Source organism: Flavobacterium sp. 40-81, assembly GCF_001898245.1.
In the GTDB taxonomy this organism is placed as follows: domain Bacteria; phylum Bacteroidota; class Bacteroidia; order Flavobacteriales; family Flavobacteriaceae; genus Flavobacterium; species Flavobacterium inviolabile.
In genome coordinates, this window is sequence record NZ_MKTM01000023.1 from 70,585 (window position 1) to 87,318 (window position 16,734).

Annotated in this window: 16 protein-coding genes; 6 read left to right on the forward strand and 10 right to left on the reverse strand. The window is 40.7% G+C overall.

Going from position 1 to position 16,734, the window contains the following annotated elements; all coding sequences use genetic code 11:
• Window position 1: 1 nt before the first annotated feature.
• From BGO42_RS09015 to BGO42_RS09030, 4 genes are all read right to left on the reverse strand, one after another.
• Window positions 2-1,438: a hypothetical protein gene (locus BGO42_RS09015; protein ID WP_273246824.1), complete on the reverse strand. Its 1,437-nt coding sequence runs from the start codon at window positions 1,436-1,438 to the stop codon at window positions 2-4.
• Between the two features lie 264 nt (window positions 1,439-1,702).
• The gene (locus BGO42_RS09020) at window positions 1,703-2,122 is read right to left on the reverse strand and encodes a nucleoside-diphosphate kinase (protein WP_177733059.1); all 420 of its coding nucleotides are present in this window, start codon (window positions 2,120-2,122) and stop codon (window positions 1,703-1,705) included.
• Between the two features lie 112 nt (window positions 2,123-2,234).
• On the reverse strand, window positions 2,235-3,824 hold the full coding sequence (gene bshC, locus BGO42_RS09025; RefSeq protein WP_273246825.1) for a bacillithiol biosynthesis cysteine-adding enzyme BshC: 1,590 nt from the start codon (window positions 3,822-3,824) through the stop codon (window positions 2,235-2,237).
• Between the two features lie 156 nt (window positions 3,825-3,980).
• The gene (locus BGO42_RS09030) at window positions 3,981-5,075 is read right to left on the reverse strand and encodes a serine hydrolase domain-containing protein (RefSeq protein ID WP_273246826.1); all 1,095 of its coding nucleotides are present in this window, start codon (window positions 5,073-5,075) and stop codon (window positions 3,981-3,983) included.
• A 613-nt stretch (window positions 5,076-5,688) separates the two neighbouring features.
• On the opposite strand from BGO42_RS09030, the gene BGO42_RS09035 reads away from it, so the two are divergent.
• Genes BGO42_RS09035 through BGO42_RS09050 form a run of 4 tightly spaced genes read left to right on the forward strand, consistent with a single transcriptional unit; the run spans window position 5,689 to window position 8,962 of the window.
• Window positions 5,689-7,080, forward strand: coding sequence for an RtcB family protein (locus BGO42_RS09035; RefSeq protein ID WP_273246827.1), 1,392 nt, complete (start codon window positions 5,689-5,691; stop codon window positions 7,078-7,080).
• A gap of 48 nt (window positions 7,081-7,128) precedes the next feature.
• On the forward strand, window positions 7,129-7,743 hold the full coding sequence (locus tag BGO42_RS09040) for a hypothetical protein (protein WP_273246828.1): 615 nt from the start codon (window positions 7,129-7,131) through the stop codon (window positions 7,741-7,743).
• Window positions 7,722-8,411, forward strand: coding sequence for a peptide chain release factor H (gene prfH, locus BGO42_RS09045; RefSeq protein ID WP_273246829.1), 690 nt, complete (start codon window positions 7,722-7,724; stop codon window positions 8,409-8,411). Before BGO42_RS09040 ends, prfH begins: the two co-directional genes overlap by 22 nt.
• Window positions 8,408-8,962 (forward strand): tetratricopeptide repeat protein, encoded by a 555-nt coding sequence (locus BGO42_RS09050; RefSeq protein WP_273246830.1) that lies wholly within the window; start codon window positions 8,408-8,410, stop codon window positions 8,960-8,962. The genes prfH and BGO42_RS09050 overlap by 4 nt, the downstream gene beginning before the upstream one ends.
• Window positions 8,963-9,029: 67 nt before the next feature.
• On the opposite strand, the gene BGO42_RS09055 is transcribed toward BGO42_RS09050, so the two are convergent.
• The gene (locus BGO42_RS09055; RefSeq protein ID WP_177733073.1) at window positions 9,030-9,572 is read right to left on the reverse strand and encodes a YceI family protein; all 543 of its coding nucleotides are present in this window, start codon (window positions 9,570-9,572) and stop codon (window positions 9,030-9,032) included.
• A 13-nt stretch (window positions 9,573-9,585) separates the two neighbouring features.
• A complete protein-coding gene (locus tag BGO42_RS09060; RefSeq protein ID WP_177733075.1) occupies window positions 9,586-9,954 on the reverse strand; it encodes a c-type cytochrome in 369 nt (122 codons plus the stop codon).
• 90 nt (window positions 9,955-10,044) lie between these two features.
• On the opposite strand from BGO42_RS09060, the gene BGO42_RS09065 reads away from it, so the two are divergent.
• Both BGO42_RS09065 and BGO42_RS09070 read left to right on the forward strand, forming a co-directional pair.
• Window positions 10,045-10,440 carry an OB-fold protein gene (locus BGO42_RS09065; RefSeq protein ID WP_177733077.1) on the forward strand — a complete coding sequence of 132 codons (396 nt, stop codon included), beginning with the start codon at window positions 10,045-10,047 and terminating at the stop codon, window positions 10,438-10,440.
• Window positions 10,441-10,518: 78 nt separating this feature from the next.
• Window positions 10,519-11,397, forward strand: a complete 879-nt coding sequence (locus BGO42_RS09070) for a DUF5777 family beta-barrel protein (RefSeq protein WP_273246831.1) — start codon at window positions 10,519-10,521, stop codon at window positions 11,395-11,397.
• Between the two features lie 36 nt (window positions 11,398-11,433).
• Here the strand turns inward: BGO42_RS09070 and BGO42_RS09075 are convergent, their stop codons facing one another.
• The 4 genes from BGO42_RS09075 to BGO42_RS09090 form a co-directional block, all read right to left on the reverse strand.
• Window positions 11,434-13,446: an FG-GAP-like repeat-containing protein gene (locus BGO42_RS09075; protein WP_273246832.1), complete on the reverse strand. Its 2,013-nt coding sequence runs from the start codon at window positions 13,444-13,446 to the stop codon at window positions 11,434-11,436.
• A 32-nt stretch (window positions 13,447-13,478) separates the two neighbouring features.
• Window positions 13,479-14,597: a hypothetical protein gene (locus tag BGO42_RS09080; protein WP_177733084.1), complete on the reverse strand. Its 1,119-nt coding sequence runs from the start codon at window positions 14,595-14,597 to the stop codon at window positions 13,479-13,481.
• A gap of 112 nt (window positions 14,598-14,709) precedes the next feature.
• Complete coding sequence (locus BGO42_RS09085; protein WP_177733085.1) at window positions 14,710-15,255, reverse strand: acyl-CoA thioesterase; 546 nt, start codon at window positions 15,253-15,255, stop codon at window positions 14,710-14,712.
• 4 nt (window positions 15,256-15,259) lie between these two features.
• Window positions 15,260-16,627, reverse strand: coding sequence for a DNA recombination protein RmuC (locus BGO42_RS09090; RefSeq protein WP_273246833.1), 1,368 nt, complete (start codon window positions 16,625-16,627; stop codon window positions 15,260-15,262).
• Window positions 16,628-16,734: the final 107 nt, after the last annotated feature.

Genomic DNA, 16,734 nt, shown 5'->3' on the forward strand with positions numbered 1-16,734 from the left:
ACTATTTGGTTTTGTTAATATTACTTTGAATAGACCAGGCAAAATCAAGTTGTACCTGATTTTTGAATAACTTCATGTCTTTCATGTCGATATACTGATCGGTTGCATAACCTACACCAATCTGGGTAGCCAAAGCATGACAGGTCATACAGTTGGTCTGAACACCATACTGATAGGTTTTGTTATAATTGTTCGGAATATTAAACGTACCTGGTCCGAAAGAGCCTTCAAGATAAGGGTTGAAAGAGATCATCGGTTTTGCGCCTTTGTCCGTTCCTCCGGTTATCGGCTGGTTAGGCCATACCATCGTGTAAGAAGTGGAAACGGCATAATTGGCAGCTGCACCTTTGATTTGTTTTGGACGTAATTTGGCAAGGAAAGTAGAACTTGGAGCAAATGGTGTTTCCGGATTGTAACTCCAGAAATACGTCTGCCAGGTCCAGTTGCTGATCTCTTTGGTGCCCACGTGCATGGCCATTAACAATACGTAATCACCGGCTTTAAACTGATCTTCTTTTTTATTCTGATGTTCATTAAGATATGCCGCTGTTTTCTGGTCGATTTTCATATAAAGGAAATCGCTCAGGTTACAGCTTGCTGCCTTAATTTGCGCAGGAGTAGGATTGGCAGTGGTTACCGGTGTTATGTTGGTATTGGACTGTTTGTTGTTGATGTCGGCATACACAAAAGTCTGCCAGTCATTATAACCGTAAACTTTTGCCGGATTGGGAGTTCCGGGCCATACAGGAACTTTAATAAAGCCGTTATTGTCCGGTTTTCCTGCATAGTATGTTGGCTTGGTGGTAATGGCAGCTGCCGGGAAATCCGGTATTTTTCCAATACCGTCTTTCACTTGGTATTGGTTCAATACGGATTGATTGAAAATTAAATTTTCGGTAGCAAAACAAGCTGCTGCAGGATTGTAGGCAACCGTTTCAAAAACTTTAAATTTGGTACTGTCAATTACCGCCTTTTTATTGGCAAATAACATTCCGTGTACAAACTGTTTCGGAACATTTAATGGTGTTCGCTGTTTTTTGATCTGATCACATCCGCCTTGTTTGTTACCATCTGCAGCCATTTTAGCCAGTTCTTTAACACCCATCCAGGTTTCAAAAACCATCAGGCTGTCGCCGTTATAAACCTGATTGGATTTTTGGGTAATTCCTGCCCAAAGTCCCCAGGCATGTCGGGCAATACTGGCGGTATCGGCTTTGTTAAGCCAGCCGTAAATTGCGGTTGAATCTTCCGGGAAATTAAAACCGGGAATGTTTAAATTACTTGGAAATTCCTGAGGTTTAATACCGGGAACTATAGCAGCCAGTTTGGCATTTGCTTCCTCTGCTTTTTCTTTTTTACAGGAAACCAGCGATGTGATTCCTAGAGCAGTCAAGGCTATTCCGATAGCCATTGCCTTGGTTTTGTGTAGTGTTTTCATAATTGTTTTTGTTAGTTTGGGTAATGTTTCGTTTCAAAAAGCACTTATACCTGTATGCAGATGCTAAGGTTTTAGGTAAAAGTAGCGCCTTGAAAAAACGTATTATAGCGTATAACTACCCGTTTTTAACAGTTATATTGTATAATTAATAAAAAACAACAAGAAAGTGACCCGTGTTATTAATAGCGATGGTGCTGTGGGAAAGTAAAAGGAATAAAAAAAGGCTGTTCGATGAACAGCCTTTTAAATATAAGGTATCTTGTATTAGAATTGCTCTCTTCCTGCAAAATGGAAAGCACCTTCAATAGCAGCATTTTCATCACTGTCAGATCCGTGAACAGCATTTTCTCCAATAGAAGTAGCATATTTTTTACGGATAGTTCCTTCAGCAGCTTCAGCTGGGTTTGTAGCACCAATTAAAGTTCTGAAAGCCTCAACAGCGTTATCTTTTTCTAAGATAGCAGCAACGATTGGTCCTCTTGACATGAACTCCACTAATTCTCCGTAGAAAGGTCTTTCACTGTGAACAGCGTAAAATTTCTGAGCGTCAGCTACAGTTAATTGCGTTAATTTCATAGATACGATTCTGAAACCAGCTTCAGTAATCATGTTAATAATTCCTCCGATGTGTCCTTTTTCAACAGCATCAGGCTTAATCATAGTGAATGTTCTATTCGTTGCCATTTTGATTTGTTTAAATTTTTTGCAAAAGTAGTATTTTTAAAATAAATAAAACCGATTTCGTATTGCTGAAATTGTTATTTCGTTCAGAAAAGTTATAAAAATAGCAACAGCCTTATAAAACTAAAACGGAAAATTCCTGTTCCAGCGGTTTTAATTGTTTTAGTAAAGTATCGTTTAAGGTCGGGCCAAATTCCAGATAAAACTCCGAAAAGTTAGCAAAACGCTCCTGTAAACTCTGGTTGGGAAACAATTCGTTCTGTAAATCGGTGATGCGGCGCAGCTTTTCTTCATGCTGGCGTTTTTCGGCTTTTAACAAGCGTTTTTCCAGGTTTTCCAATCCTTTTACCTGCTTTGTTTCCTGTGCTTTTACAGCACCGTAAAAGGAAGTATCTGTTCTGTTTGCCATGTCCATCAGGTTTTTAAACTGTTGCGACAGGTGATTTTTCTGTTCGGTAAAATCAATTGTAAATTCCGAAAATGCTTTGGTTTTAGCGGTAACCAATTCACCTTGTCTGGTGAATAAATCAGACCAGCTCAATTGTAAATTGTCGGCTTTCTGAGCTTGTTTTACCGTTGCGATCAAAGCGGAATTCCGTAATAACAAGATCGGAAAAGTAACATTGGACGCTTCAAAAAGGGATTTCAGCTCAAACCAGTATGCCAGTTCACCGCCTCCGCCAATATAGCAAAGGTTGGGTAAAATAACCTCCTGATACAACGGTCGCATGATAACATTGGGACTGAATTTTTCGGGATGACTTTCCAGCTCGGTTAGCAGCTCGCTTTCCGTAAAAGTGCGGGAAGTGGTGTTCACGATATATTTCCCGTTTTCAAAAACAATACGTTCCCTTAAATTGTCCTCTATATAGAATAAGTTGATTTCGCGCGGATTTACCTGAACCATATAGGATTTGAGTAACCCGGCAGTTTCGGTTACTTTCCCGAAAGCATATTGTTCCAGTAATTCCTTTTTGAGATACGGGACAAACAGTTTTTTTAAGGATGCGTTATCGGAATCAACAATCACCAATCCCTGTTCCCGGAACAATTCGTTGGCTAAAAAACGCGTGGCATCTGCCAGGTTATCCTGTTTCAGATAAGCGTTTTTAAATAGTTGGCGTAAATATTCTGCATGATCCCCGATACCCAGTTCTTTCGAAAAAACATCGAAAACATTTTCCAGTCCTTCCGTCGAAAGACGGCCTACAGGACCGTGGCTTTCTTTATTCCATTTGATCTTTTTGTTTTTGAAATTGAAATAATTGATCTCTTCAAAATCATGATCTTCGGTAGCCATCCAATATACCGGTACAAAATTATAATCGGGATAGGCTGCTTTTAATTCTTTGGCTAAATTGATGGTCGAAACAATCTTATAAAGAAAATACAGCGGACCGGTAAATAAATTTAACTGATGTCCTGTTGTTATGGTAAAAGTATTGGCTTCTTTTAAAAGAGCAATATGCTGCCGGGTTGTTTCCGAAGTATTCACGGAACGATATTGTTCTTCAAGAACGGCCGCTAAAGTATTTCTGTGGGCCGGATTGAAATTATTTCCTTTTTCTTCGAGCTGTAATTTGAAATTTTCCAGAGAAGGAAAACGATGGTATAAGGACTGTGTTTCTGTTTTTTTATCTAAATAATCAACAATTAACTTTGAAAAATAATTGGATTCTTGATAGCTGATACAGTCAGTAGGCATAATAAATATGGTTATGTATATATGTGTTTTACAAAAAATAAAGGTAAATATTATGCCTCTTTAAAATCCCAAGTTATTGTTAATTTTTTTGAAGGAGCATCAGGGTATCAAAAGAACAGGATCTTCTTTTGCTAATAAATTCCGGTTATTTCCGGGTTACTTTTTTTCATTTTCCAGAACCACTTTGGCAATATTCCGGGTAATCTCCGTTGGAGAATGGCAGTCGCAATTGCTAAACCCTATCACATAAATATCCTCACCCGGGACATAAACGCCCATGCTTTTAAAACCGAAAAGACTTCCGCCATGTTCTCTTGTAGGCGTTCCGTCGATGTCTTTAAGGTGCCATCCGTATCCATAAGAGAAGGTTTCACCATTGTTTAACGGGTATTTCTGAAAAGCTTTTTTGGTCTCCGTCGAATTCAGTAAAACATTTTGGTTTAACGCATTTTGCCATTTCAGCATATCATCAACAGTAGACATTAATGCGCCTGATGCAAACGGAATGCTAAAGCTGATTACGGTTCTGTTCACATATCCGTGTTCTTTTTTATGGTATCCGTATGCCCTTTTAGGGATGATCTGACGATCGGTTGCATAATACGTATGCGTCATTCCGATTTTGTCAAAAATATTCTTTTTGAGGAAATTTTCATAGGTTTCCCCGGAAGCCTGCTCAATGATATAACCTAACAGGACATAGCCGGAATTGTTGTACTCAAACTTTTCACCCGGTGCAAAATCAACAGCTTCGTTTTTAAAAAAATCGACCACCATTTCCGGTTTCATCTCTTTTTGCGCAATTGATGAAAGGGATTTCATTTTAGTGAATTCCTTAATACCCGAAGTATGCGTGAGCAAGTGATGAATCGTTATTTTATCTCCCGATGGATAGTCTTTGCTATATTTTGAAACAGCATCGTTAACATTCAGTTTTCCCTGTTCTTCCAGCATCAAAATGGCTACAGCTGTAAATTGTTTGGTCATCGAACCTATCTGGAAAACATTTTCCGGTGTCATGTTCACATCCAGTTCAAGATTGGCTTTTCCAAAGGCTTTACGGTATAAACTTTTGCCTTTCTGGGTAACCACAAATACACCTCCCGGACCATTTTGATCGTTAAATTCAGTACGGATAAGGCTGTCTATTTTGGTTTCGAGTTTTTTGGACAGACCCGGTTTTTTCTGAGAAAAGGCGAATTGAAAAGAGAGTAGTATCGCTAAAAATAAAGGAGCTGTAATTTGTTTCACGGGTACAGTATTGGGTTGCTGTTCTAAGGTACTAAAATAACTGTTTTAGGATTACATTTTTCTTTTTGACTACAAAAAAGACCGGATTTTTTCCGGATTATACGAATGGTATATCGGACGATGATGCTCCGGACAACATGAAATTTTCCGGCAGTATAAGCGATAATTTTTGTAATTAAGCTAAAATTGTGGTAATTATTTAATATTGCAACTATTTTTAAATCAGGTGTTTGTATTTTTGTTTTAGTGATTTTTTTAAAAAGATTAGGAAATGTCAAAAACATTTTACAAAATTTGCACAGTGAAATATTAATAACCTTTAAAAAACGAAGAAAAATGTTTGTAATCAAATCATTATCTATCAGTCAGGCATCAAAGCAAAATGATGTGGCTGTTCTTCGTGGCTCACAATCGTAGAAATTTTCTTTCCAGGATATGTAAAGCCCGAAGACAATTAGTTTCGGGCTTTTTTGTATACTTTTTATACTTCAAAGCTTCCGGTTTTTGAACCTTATTTATCCGTTTGGATAATAGTCCGCAAAATCATTTTTGCCATTCCCGATGAATGGCAGTATCGGATGATTTCGCACCAAAAAAATCAAAGTTTATAAAAATGGGAAATAAATTATCCGGGAAAGACCTTATAAAATTGGGTTTTCCTAAAAACAATAGTATCAATATAGCCTTAGGGCAAATCAACAGATATCGGAAAAGAGAAAAAAAAGAGAGCATTTTAACGGAAGCAAAAGCGGTATTGCTTGCTCCTGAAAAGTTCAAAAACCACGGCACCTGGGGAAAGGTTGCAGAAGGATTGGTAAATCCGGTAGCCGTCAGAATGCAGCAGCTGCGTACAACACGGGCACCGTTCACGATTTTTGGAGAAAATGAAATTGATGAACAGGCAAAGTTTCAGCTTTATGATGCTTTAAAACTGCCAATAGCCGTTGCAGGTGCTTTAATGCCGGATGCACATTCCGGTTACGGCCTGCCAATCGGTGGGGTGCTGGCAACAGAAAACGCCGTGATTCCTTATGGAGTGGGTGTCGATATTGGCTGCCGGATGAGTCTGTCCATCTTCGATCTGCCGGCTGCGTTTCTGAAAGGAAAAGAGTTGCAGCTACAGGCAATCCTGAAAGAACATACCAAATTCGGGATGTATGAAACCCATGCGATCAAAGCCGATCATGAAGTGTTTTCCAGACCGGAGTTTAAAGAAATTCCTTTTGTGAAAGCTCTGTTGGATAAAGCTTACAAACAGCTGGGAACTTCCGGCAGCGGGAATCACTTTGTAGAATTCGGGATCGTAAACATTGCCCATCCGCTACAGGAATGGAAAATAGAAGCCGGGGAGTATTTTGCCGTTTTATCCCACAGCGGTTCCCGCGGACTGGGCGCCAATATCGCCAAACAGTATACCTATCTGGCAGGCAAACAATGTCCGTTGCCTAAAAATGTACAGCATCTGGCATGGCTGGATCTGAATACCCATGACGGGCAGGAATACTGGAGTGCTATGAATTTAGCCGGTGATTATGCGAAAGCCTGCCATGACGATATTCATAGAAGGATCGCGAAAATATTAGGCAAAAGAGTAGTGGCAACAATAGAAAACCATCACAATTTTGCCTGGAAAGAAATGCATCAGGGAAAAGAGTGTATCGTTCACCGGAAAGGAGCGACACCGGCTGCCGAAGGACAATTGGGGATTATTCCCGGTTCGATGACAGCCCCTGGTTATATCGTAATGGGAAAAGGCAATGCAGCCAGTCTGAATTCGGCTTCACACGGCGCCGGAAGATTGTTTTCGAGAGCAAAGTGCAAAACCACTTTTACGCAGAGCGATATTAAAAAGGAGCTCCGGAAACATGATGTAGCGCTCATTGGCGGCGGAATAGACGAAGCACCAATGGCTTATAAAGACATCATGAAAGTGATGGACAACCAGCAGGAACTGGTAACGGTTTTGGGCACATTTACGCCTAAAATTGTTAGAATGGACCGATAACAGAACTGGTCTGATTCCTGGATCAGACCGGTTTTAAAACCGAAAAACATGAAACGATTTCAAGACGAAAATAAGAGAAGCTATAATTTCACAGAAGCTATAGCTGTTAAATGTCCCAAATGCCATAAACAGGCAAGCGTTACAAAAATAGCTGACGGGAAAAAAGGTTACGGCTACACTAAAATTTTAGCATGCAGGCACTGCCACTTTTCACAGCAGGGCGGCATGATTAAATATAAGGCCGTTGTGGATCAGTATTGCTGTAACAATAGCAAAAAGGTTAACTATGAATCGCAGCTTTTAAATGAAAAACCGGAAACGGTACGCTTAAAATGCGGCAGCTGCAATGAGATAAAAGCCTTTAAACCCAAAATAGTGGAAGTGTATATGCAATTTGTGACCGATGAAAATAATTACAGGGAATGCTGCTTTAATACGGAATTATGGTTTCAGACCGCTGTGAAGGGAAATATATTCTGGGCGTATAACGAAGCGCATATCGGATATATGGAACGTTATATTGCTGCTGATTTAAGAGAAAGAAACAGCCAGTATAACGGTGGTAAAACAATGGTGGCCAGTCTGCCGGGATTTATTAAAGACGCAAAAAACAGAGAGAAGCTTTTAAAAGCGATACAACAATGGAAAGGATCATACAGATAACTTCCGGAAGAGGTCCGGAAGAATGTTCCTGGGTGGCCGCCCAGGTACTTAAAAAAGTACTGGAAGAGGCAAAAGAAAAGGGGATGGAAGCCAGAGTGCTGCAACGGGAATCCGGACAGGAAAACGGGACGGTCAATACGGCCACAGTGCTTGTAGAAGGACCCGGAAGTGCTGAATTTGCAGATTCATGGATTGGAACGATTCAATGGATCGGGCAGAGCCAGTTCCGGAAAATGCACAAAAGGAAGAATTGGTTTATCGGAATTTTTGAAGTACGGCAATCCGCGAAAGTGCAGATTTCGTATACAGATATTAAGTACCAGGCCATGCGAAGCTCCGGAGCCGGAGGGCAGCATGTGAACAAAGTGAGCTCGGCCGTTCGTGCCGTTCATGTTCCTACGGGCATTGCGGCAGTGGCAATGGAAAGCCGTTCGCAGCATCAGAATAAAAAAACAGCGACCGAACGCTTAATCCAAAAACTGGAAGCGGCAACTCTGGAACAGCTAAAAGAAGAAGTGAACCAACAATGGGAAAACCAGCTCCAAATTGAAAGAGGAAATCCCAAACGGGTGTTTAGCGGAACCGATTTTAAAAAACAAAAAACGGATAAAAGCTATAAAACCACCCGGCAACAATTAAAAAATAATTTGCAAAACTATATCGAATGAAAACAGATAAATTAGATAAGTTTTTGTTTCAGGCTATGGATGCCTATCCTTCTTATCTGGAAGAAACAGTAGAATCATTAGGCTATGCCTTGTCATACGACGAAAAGAATACAATGGCATTGTGCCTTTTCGGCCGACTGTATGCAGAGCAGTTATATGATTATGAAAGCGCAAAAATGTATTTTGAACAGGCGCTGTCAGAAAACATTAACGCACTGGAGGTCTATCCATATTTTATTGATACGCTTCTGATCAATGAAGATTACGGGCAGGCCGGGAAACTAATTGATTTCGCCTTAACAATTAAAGGCTGTAATAAAGCGGAAATTCTGTTAAAGAAAGTAATGTTTCTGGAAAGAAAAAGAGACTTCAAGCAAGCCAAAGCGGTTTTGAAAGAAGTAAAGCTGCATTCGTATAATTCCGATTTACATTATTTTATTTCCGATACGGAAAAGCGTATCAAAGAGAAAATGGAACTAACCGGTTTAAAAAAGGATAAAGAGAAAGCCAAAGGCAAGAAAAAAACGAAATCGAAAAAGAAGAATAAGTAATCGTTAAAAAATGAAAGGCATCCTGGTTTATGGGATGCCTTTTTTATTGGGAGCTATAACAAAGCTTTTATTTTAGCGTACTGTTGATCGTGATATTCACATTTTTAGAAACTTTTTTGCTCACAATGCTGGGAATGTCAATTCCGAAATCGTCTACATTCACATTAAATGCGGCATTGATAACGATGTCTTCACCGCTCTTCTGTATCTTGGCGGGTATGATCACATCCTTCGTTTTTCCGTGTAATTCCAGTTTTCCTCTGATGGCAAAGTCTTTCGCAGATTCCGATAGGGCGCTCAGCTTGAAATTATCGATTTTCCCTTTAAAAGTGGCTTTGGGATAACGGTCGCTTTCAATGTAATTTTCATTGAAATGTTCTTCCATCAGTGCAATCTTGAAACGAAAGCTTTTTACCAGAATAAGGCTGGCAATTTCGCCGGTGTCCGTATTCAATACAAAAGTGGCGTTGCGGCTGTTCGCTTTTACTTCTTCAAAGGCAGGAACAGAGGCTTCAAAAGTTATTTCCCCGGTTTTGGTCACTTTTTTAGATTGTGCGGATAAAGAACCAAAAGAGAGGAATAGTGCGAAAACAAATAGTGCTCTTTTCATGATTTAGGGTGTTTTACTGTTCTACAAGACCGGTATTATTCCATTCTATAATTTTATTAATCGAAGTTTGCGGCAGCCGGGTTCCGCCATTCGGCATCATTCCCGGTGCTCCCTGCGCCCGTGTGATCCTGTCGATCAACCCTCTGTTCAGTACGGCATTTTTAACATCGGCATAGGTGGTTAACGACATTGGAGCGCCATTTGACGGCACGGTTCCATGGCAGGAAATACAATTATTGTCAATAATACTTTTAACGCTATTGGCGTAGGTTACAGGACCGGTATTGGTATCGGTTCCCACAAGATTGGAGTCGGTTTCATTGGTACAGCCGGCTAACAATACAAATAGAAATGAGATAAAAAGTATTTTTGTGAATTTCATTGTTATTGCAATTATTTAGTTAAAGTTATGATTAAAAATTTAAATTATAGAAAATAATATTGTTAATTTTGTGATATTAAAATAATTATTATGAGAAAAGGTAAAATAATAATAATCCTCGTTATTCTGGCTCTTTTGGGCTTTGGTGCTTATTCGTATTTGTATCAGGGACATCGTGATATTGCCTCTGAAAAACAAAGCTATCTGGTTACGGCAAATTCTATTTTTGAAGAATTTAAAACCAACGAAACCAAAGCCAACGAAAAATACCTGGACAAAGCTATAGAAGTATACGGGAAAGTAACGGGTATGGATTTGGAAACCAATTCTGTTATTATTGATGAAAAGCTTTTTATTGTTTTTAAGGATAAAATTAAAGAAGGTGAAATGATGCTGTTATCCAATGTAAATGTGAAAGGGAGATTTATCGGCTATGATGACCTGCTGGGTGAATTGAAAATGGATGAAGGTTCTGTTGTAAAATAAAATACAGACCGTTGCCGTCCGAAACACCAAAATCATCGTATAGATAAGTATAACCATTATACCCAAAAAAGTAATTATATGAAAAAAACCTTACTCACCTTATGCTTATTGCCTTTCTGCTCCTTTGCGCAAGATGATTTACTTTCTCAGATTGATACCGCAAAAACGGATAATAAAGTTGAAGCTGTTTTTAAATCTTTGAAAATTGTCAATCTGGAATCTACAAAATTAGCCTCGAAAGGCGACTTTTATTTTATAGTGGCGCACCGTTTTTCGTATGTTAAAAACGGGTTTTCCGACTTTTTTGGAATGGACGATGCGAACACCCAGATTAAGTTTGTATACGGAATCAATAACTGGCTAACGGCACATGTGTCCAGAAGCGGTTTTGAAAAAACCTATGAAATGGCGCTGAAATACAGACTGATGTCGCAGGAAAAAAACGGCTTCCCGGTAACTCTGGTTGGGTTTAACAGCCTGGCGATCAATTCGGAATTAAAGAAAGACGATTTTCCGAATCTGAAATTTGAGAACCGACTCAGTTATGTGACCCAGTTATTAGTGTCCCGAAAGTTTACGGAAAGATTATCGTTGGAACTGGCACCCTCCTATTTTCATCAAAATACCCTGCGGGATTTTCTGGATGCCGATAATAATGTGGTATTGCCCAATCCGCAGTCCAACGATCAGTTTGCATTGGGAATGGGAGGGCGGTACAAGCTCACCAAACGCTGGTCGATCAATATGGATTATGCGGCACACCTGAACCGTGCCAAACATTCTATCTACACCAATCCGTTGTCAATAGGGGTCGATCTTGAAACCGGAGGGCATGTTTTCCAGATGCACTTTACCAATTCGAGAGCCATGCATGAGGCAGGATTCCTGGGAGCAACCACCGGGGACTGGTCCAAAGGAGAAATCGCATTCGGCTTTAATTTAGTCCGCGTGTTTTAATAAAAAAAGTCCCGAATCTTCGGGACTTTTTTATGATTAATTCTTGATGAATTTTGTTGAGTATTTCTGACCGTTGGCGCTTTCTATATTCAGGATATAGGTTCCTTTGGAAAGTGTACGGATGTCAATCTGTTCCGACTGGATCGCTGCTTTCAGTACTAAACGACCGGTTGTGTCATAGAAAAGTGCTTTTTTCGCACTGCTGTCAAGGTTGTTAAAATGTACTTTAACAAAGTCCTGAGCCGGGTTCGGATAAATCATAAACGTATCCAGGGCAACTTCAGGATTGTTAAGTGCTGTACCTTCAACCACCATAAGGCTTTGATTTACGGCTGGATTGTTAATAACATCTACCGTTCCGGAAGGCCATTTAACGATTACCTGGTAAATTTCGGTAGCTGTTCCCAGACCAAAATGAACATTCAAAGAGCTCATGTTTCTAAAACCGTCGCCACTTCTTACATCTCTGATTTGTTTGCCCCACGGACCGAATATTTCAATTCTTGCCCCGATACCGTTAATGTTGCTCTGCACGCCTTTCAGTAATATTTTCAACCATTTGTTGCTGTTGCCGTTATTCATATAAACGTTGTCGTTGTTCTGGATATCCAGGAAGCCATCGTTGTTTAAATCGCCGATAGGACCGTTTGTAACACCAATAGGTTGTGGTGTAAAGGTCATGTTGCCGTTGTTGATCATGATGATGTTTCCTGCTCCGAATACATCCACAAAACCGTCGTTGTTAAAATCATGGGCAACATTTTCCTGTCCTAAGTTGGTTAGCTGCGGGTATCCGGAACCGGCTGTAACATCGGTAAAAGTTCCGTTGCCGTTGTTGCGCATTAATTTGTGCATCCCGTTTGCATTCGAGCTTGCTCCGACTAAAACATCCATATCACCGTCATTGTCAAAATCGGCCCATGCTGACGACCAGGTCTGGATAGGGTCGGCAAGACCGGCCTGAACGCTCACATTGGTAAAAACACCATTACCATCGTTACGGTGCAGTTCATTGATATTGGCAGTAGTGTTCCCGCCGCGGCATTTGGCTATAAACAAATCCGGATCTCCGTCGTTGTCATAATCCACCCAGATAGAGCCATAATTTCCGCCTTCGGGATGATCCCCCATACCGCCCTGATGGAACGTAAAGTTATTATTACCGTCGTTCAGGAAATAAACATTGGGATCCACATCATGGCATACAAAGGCATCCAGGTTACCATCATTATTAATGTCCACAAAGTTGGTTCGCTGGCAGAAGATATAATTAGGATACGAAGTAGCGGTATAAGCTGTTCCGTTGCTGTTGGCTTTCATAAAGGTTGCCCCGCTGCCGCCTCCGTAGATCAAATCGTTATATCCGTTTTTGTCGTAATCTGCTGCGGCAATACTCCAGGAAGGTACGTTGTTAACCATCGTTGTCGGATAGGTAGCGGTGGTAAACCCACCGGTAGCATTCTGGTATAAAATTTTAATCTGGGAACCGCTCACGCCAACAATGTCGTCCAGGTAATCCCCATTCATATCCACCACACAGTTCTTATAGGAAGAACCGGCAAGCGAAGCGGAAACCGGAGAGAAACTAACAAGCGTTGGCGGTGGAACTACCGGTGCCTGTTCGGTGATTTTAAAGTCAAATCCCACAGGACTCCAGCGGTTATCAAAAGCAATATAATAGGTAGTGCCCGGAGTACCGTTAATCGTAGCGATGGATAAATATCCGGTACCGCTATCGTCATCACCGCCCACGCATTCCAGGGAACCGCAAAGTCCTTTGTAAATGTGTACACGGGTATCTTTACCGGTATTTACGGCAAGATCGGTAGATACGGTAATGCTGTTGTTTGTGGTCGCGTTGTATTTGTACCATTTACCGGCAGTAGCAGTATTACTGTTTGGGGGGCAAATAGGGGATGGTGCTTCCGATCCGTCAATAGCATTAACGGTGTAGGTGCCGATGCTTACCAGTTGCGCCGTCTGACAGTTGCTTTGGGAAAAGGCACTGACGGCACACGTTAAAAATAGTAAAAGTGTAATTTTTTTCATGTTGTTTTGTTTTTTGGTAGGTGGTTACTAAATCATGGACAGTTGGGATTTAAAGAGTTTATCCATTGCTCTATCATTTGTACACCTTCTTCGTGTACAATTGTTCTTCCGAGAAGCGGCATTCTGTTTGCTTCGTCTGTAGAATTCATTCTGAAATGTAACATGGAACGTTGGAAACTTCCTCTGGTTACAATATGGGTAAGCGAATTGTCGATATATTCCTGAGGGGAAACACAAATACCCAGATTTACGGGATTACCGGTTTCGCTGAATGCAAAGCGCATCGGGCGGTAATCGCAATGGCTGTTTTCGGCATGACAATGCGCGCAGTTAATATCAATATAGGAGCGTACTCTCAGTTCCAAAGGTTTGGAAGTATCCTGCCAGTTTACCGTACTGGCAATGTTGGATGGGTATCCGGATTGCAGCATACCGTTTTCCATCCATTTGGTAAGCTGGTTTTTAGCGCCGTCCGTATAGTTGTAGGTAATATTCAGGTTTTGTGGTTTCGGACCAATTGGAATTGCTTTTTCATTCTTTTTATGACAGGTCAGGCATTCCGTTGCGGAAGGTATTCTGTAATTGGTCGATTTTGTTACATTGTTTTCTTTCCAGGTGAGTGGTTTATAGCTGCCGTTCATATCCAGTGTTGCTTCCGTCTGGTTTTCATTCCAGATATAATTGGCAAAGATCCAGATGTCATTGCCGCTGCCGTCAACTCCTTTTTTAACCATCAAACGGGTTTCGATAATCCGGGTGTCATTGGACGGCTGTACATTGTCGTAGTAAAAAGTTTTAACCAGTGCTGTTCCCACCGGAAATTTAAGGACTTTACCGTCGCCGTCATAAACGGCTTTGGTGCCTTCGGGCATCCATACAAAACGTTTTTTATGGGCATAATCGGTAAACAGTCCGCTGGCAATTTCATAAGGCAGCACCCGGGCATTGGGTGTGTTATTTTTTAAAATACCGGTAAAGAAATGGTAGTCCGATAATTTTTGATAGGGAATCTGATTGAGATCCAGGGAGACCGGAGTAGTGGTTGGAGTGGGCGTAATCGTTTCATATTCGTCACTGTCGGACTGACAGGAGAATAAGGTGAAAACCCCCAGAAATGCAATAATTGTAAGGGATAAGTAGCTTTTCTTCATATACTTGTTATTCAAATGTTTATGTTTTTGTATAACAAATATATAGTATTTGTGGATTTGTTTTTAAATTAACAATTATTTTAAACAATATTAATTAATTTGTTTAAAAAAGTTATATATCTAACTGTACGCCGTAATTTGATAATCCTTCCAATGCTTCTTTAGTGGTATGGTCAAAGCGGTTTAAATGGTCATTATGTTCTTTCCTGATATTGTTGCGGCGTATGGAGTCGTAAAAACGGCGCACTTCATCCAGGCTGGTCAGTATCGGTTTCGGAGCGGTTACATTTTTACCGGTATCATCTTTGGCAACCATCGTAAAATAAGAAGAATTGCAATGTTTGACCTTTCCGGTCTGAATGTTTTGGGAAACCACACGGATACCGACAACCATCGAACTTCTGCCCACATAGTTCACACAGGCTTTCAGGGTAACCAATTCCCCGACTTCTATAGGGTTCAGGAAGTCCACCGTATCTACAGACGCGGTTACACAGTAACGGCCGGAATATTTGGAAGCACAGGCAAAAGCAATCTGATCCATTAGGGAAAGAATATAGCCACCGTGAATTTTTCCGCTGAAATTGGAATGGGAAGGCAGCATCAATTCTGAGATAGTGATTCTCGAAGAGTTTATTTTTTTGTAGTCGGTTTCCATAGTGTTATTCGTTTTGATCGTGATTAGTATTGGCTCTGTTCAGGATATTTTCGGGCAGCGATTTTTTCGCCTTGGCGCCCATTTTCTTTAATTTTTCCACACTGCTGATGAGGTTACCTTTACCGTCTGTAAGCTTATTCATAGCGCCCTGATATTCCGTTTTGGCTTCGTCCATTTTTTTGCCGATTTTAACCAGGTCGGTTACAAAACCATCGAATTTATCGTATAAGGCGCCGGCCTGACGGGCAATCTCATAGGCGTTCTCCTGCTGTTTTTGGTTTGTCCACATGCTGTCGATAGTGCGCAGAGTGGCCAGTAAAGTAGACGGAGTTACGATTACAATATTCTTTTCAAAAGCTTTATTGTAAAGCGTGTTGTCCTCGTTAAGCGCTATTGCAAAAGCCGGTTCCATCGGGATAAAAAGCAACACGAAATCAGGGCTTTCCATCTGGTACAGATCGTGGTAATTTTTGCTACTCAATTGTTCTACATGGCGTCTGATTGAATGCAGGTGTTCTTTCAGGTGGGCTGTTTTTGCCGGTTCGTCTTCTTCATTTACAAAACGCTCGTAGGCGGTTAGCGATACTTTTGAATCCACCACCATTTTTTTGCCATCCGGTAAATTGATGACTACATCCGGTTGTACGCGGCTGCCGTCTGCCGTTACAAAACTTTGCTGTACTTCATATTCACGTCCTTTTTCAAGACCCGATTTTTCCAGTACTTTTTCCAGGATCAATTCGCCCCAGTTCCCCTGCATTTTGCTGTCGCCTTTTAATGCTTTTGTCAGGTTGAGCGTTTCTTTGCTCATCTGTTCGTTCATTTCCCGTAATCCTAAAATCTGCTGGCGTAAAGCTGCATGGTAATCAATGCTTTCCTTATGGGTATCTTCTACCTTTTTTTCAAACAAATGAATTTTTTCCTGTAAAGGAGACAGTATGTTTTTCAGGTTTTCTTTATTCTGTTCGGTAAACTTAGTCGATTTCTCTTCCAGGATTTTGTTGGCAAGATTTTCGAATTCTTTCGCAAACTTTTCCTGCAGCTGGTTAACCTCTTCTTTTTGCTCTTTATTGCGTTCCCAAAGATTGTCAAAATCCACTTCTTTTTTAGAGAGTTGTATGGCTAAGGCATCTTTTTCCGTTCGGATCTGTTCTTTCTCCATATTCGACTGGGCGAGCTGTCTGTCAAACTGGTTGCGTTCCTGCAGGAATTGCTGTTTGAGCTGTTCCGCCTGAGCCAGTAAGCCATTGATGCGTTCTTCCAACCCGGATTGCTCCGATCTGGAAGCTGCGGCAGCCAGTATTTTTCCTATCCATATCCCGATAAGCAGGGCAATGATAAATGCGGCGGGTAGTATTACGTTTTGTGACATCGTATAATTAAAATTTGCGTGTTATGTAAAAATAGGAATTTGTTTTTATTGAATAATAAAAAAAGAAAGTCCCACCGAAGCAGGACTAAAGGTTTTCACCTACGGCA

Excerpts from the sequence above, each read along its gene's own strand:
- BGO42_RS09015 (WP_273246824.1), bottom strand. The coding sequence starts at position 1,438 with ATGAAAACACTACACAAAACCAAGGCAATGGCTATCGGAATAGCCTTG.
- BGO42_RS09020 (WP_177733059.1), bottom strand. The coding sequence starts at position 2,122 with ATGGCAACGAATAGAACATTCACTATGATTAAGCCTGATGCTGTTGAA.
- bshC (WP_273246825.1), bottom strand. The coding sequence starts at position 3,824 with ATGCCTACTGACTGTATCAGCTATCAAGAATCCAATTATTTTTCAAAG.
- BGO42_RS09035 (WP_273246827.1), top strand. The coding sequence starts at position 5,689 with ATGGGAAATAAATTATCCGGGAAAGACCTTATAAAATTGGGTTTTCCT.
- BGO42_RS09040 (WP_273246828.1), top strand. The coding sequence starts at position 7,129 with ATGAAACGATTTCAAGACGAAAATAAGAGAAGCTATAATTTCACAGAA.
- prfH (WP_273246829.1), top strand. The coding sequence starts at position 7,722 with ATGGAAAGGATCATACAGATAACTTCCGGAAGAGGTCCGGAAGAATGT.
- BGO42_RS09050 (WP_273246830.1), top strand. The coding sequence starts at position 8,408 with ATGAAAACAGATAAATTAGATAAGTTTTTGTTTCAGGCTATGGATGCC.
- BGO42_RS09055 (WP_177733073.1), bottom strand. The coding sequence starts at position 9,572 with ATGAAAAGAGCACTATTTGTTTTCGCACTATTCCTCTCTTTTGGTTCT.
- BGO42_RS09060 (WP_177733075.1), bottom strand. The coding sequence starts at position 9,954 with ATGAAATTCACAAAAATACTTTTTATCTCATTTCTATTTGTATTGTTA.
- BGO42_RS09065 (WP_177733077.1), top strand. The coding sequence starts at position 10,045 with ATGAGAAAAGGTAAAATAATAATAATCCTCGTTATTCTGGCTCTTTTG.
- BGO42_RS09070 (WP_273246831.1), top strand. The coding sequence starts at position 10,519 with ATGAAAAAAACCTTACTCACCTTATGCTTATTGCCTTTCTGCTCCTTT.
- BGO42_RS09075 (WP_273246832.1), bottom strand. The coding sequence starts at position 13,446 with ATGAAAAAAATTACACTTTTACTATTTTTAACGTGTGCCGTCAGTGCC.
- BGO42_RS09080 (WP_177733084.1), bottom strand. The coding sequence starts at position 14,597 with ATGAAGAAAAGCTACTTATCCCTTACAATTATTGCATTTCTGGGGGTT.
- BGO42_RS09085 (WP_177733085.1), bottom strand. The coding sequence starts at position 15,255 with ATGGAAACCGACTACAAAAAAATAAACTCTTCGAGAATCACTATCTCA.
- BGO42_RS09090 (WP_273246833.1), bottom strand. The coding sequence starts at position 16,627 with ATGTCACAAAACGTAATACTACCCGCCGCATTTATCATTGCCCTGCTT.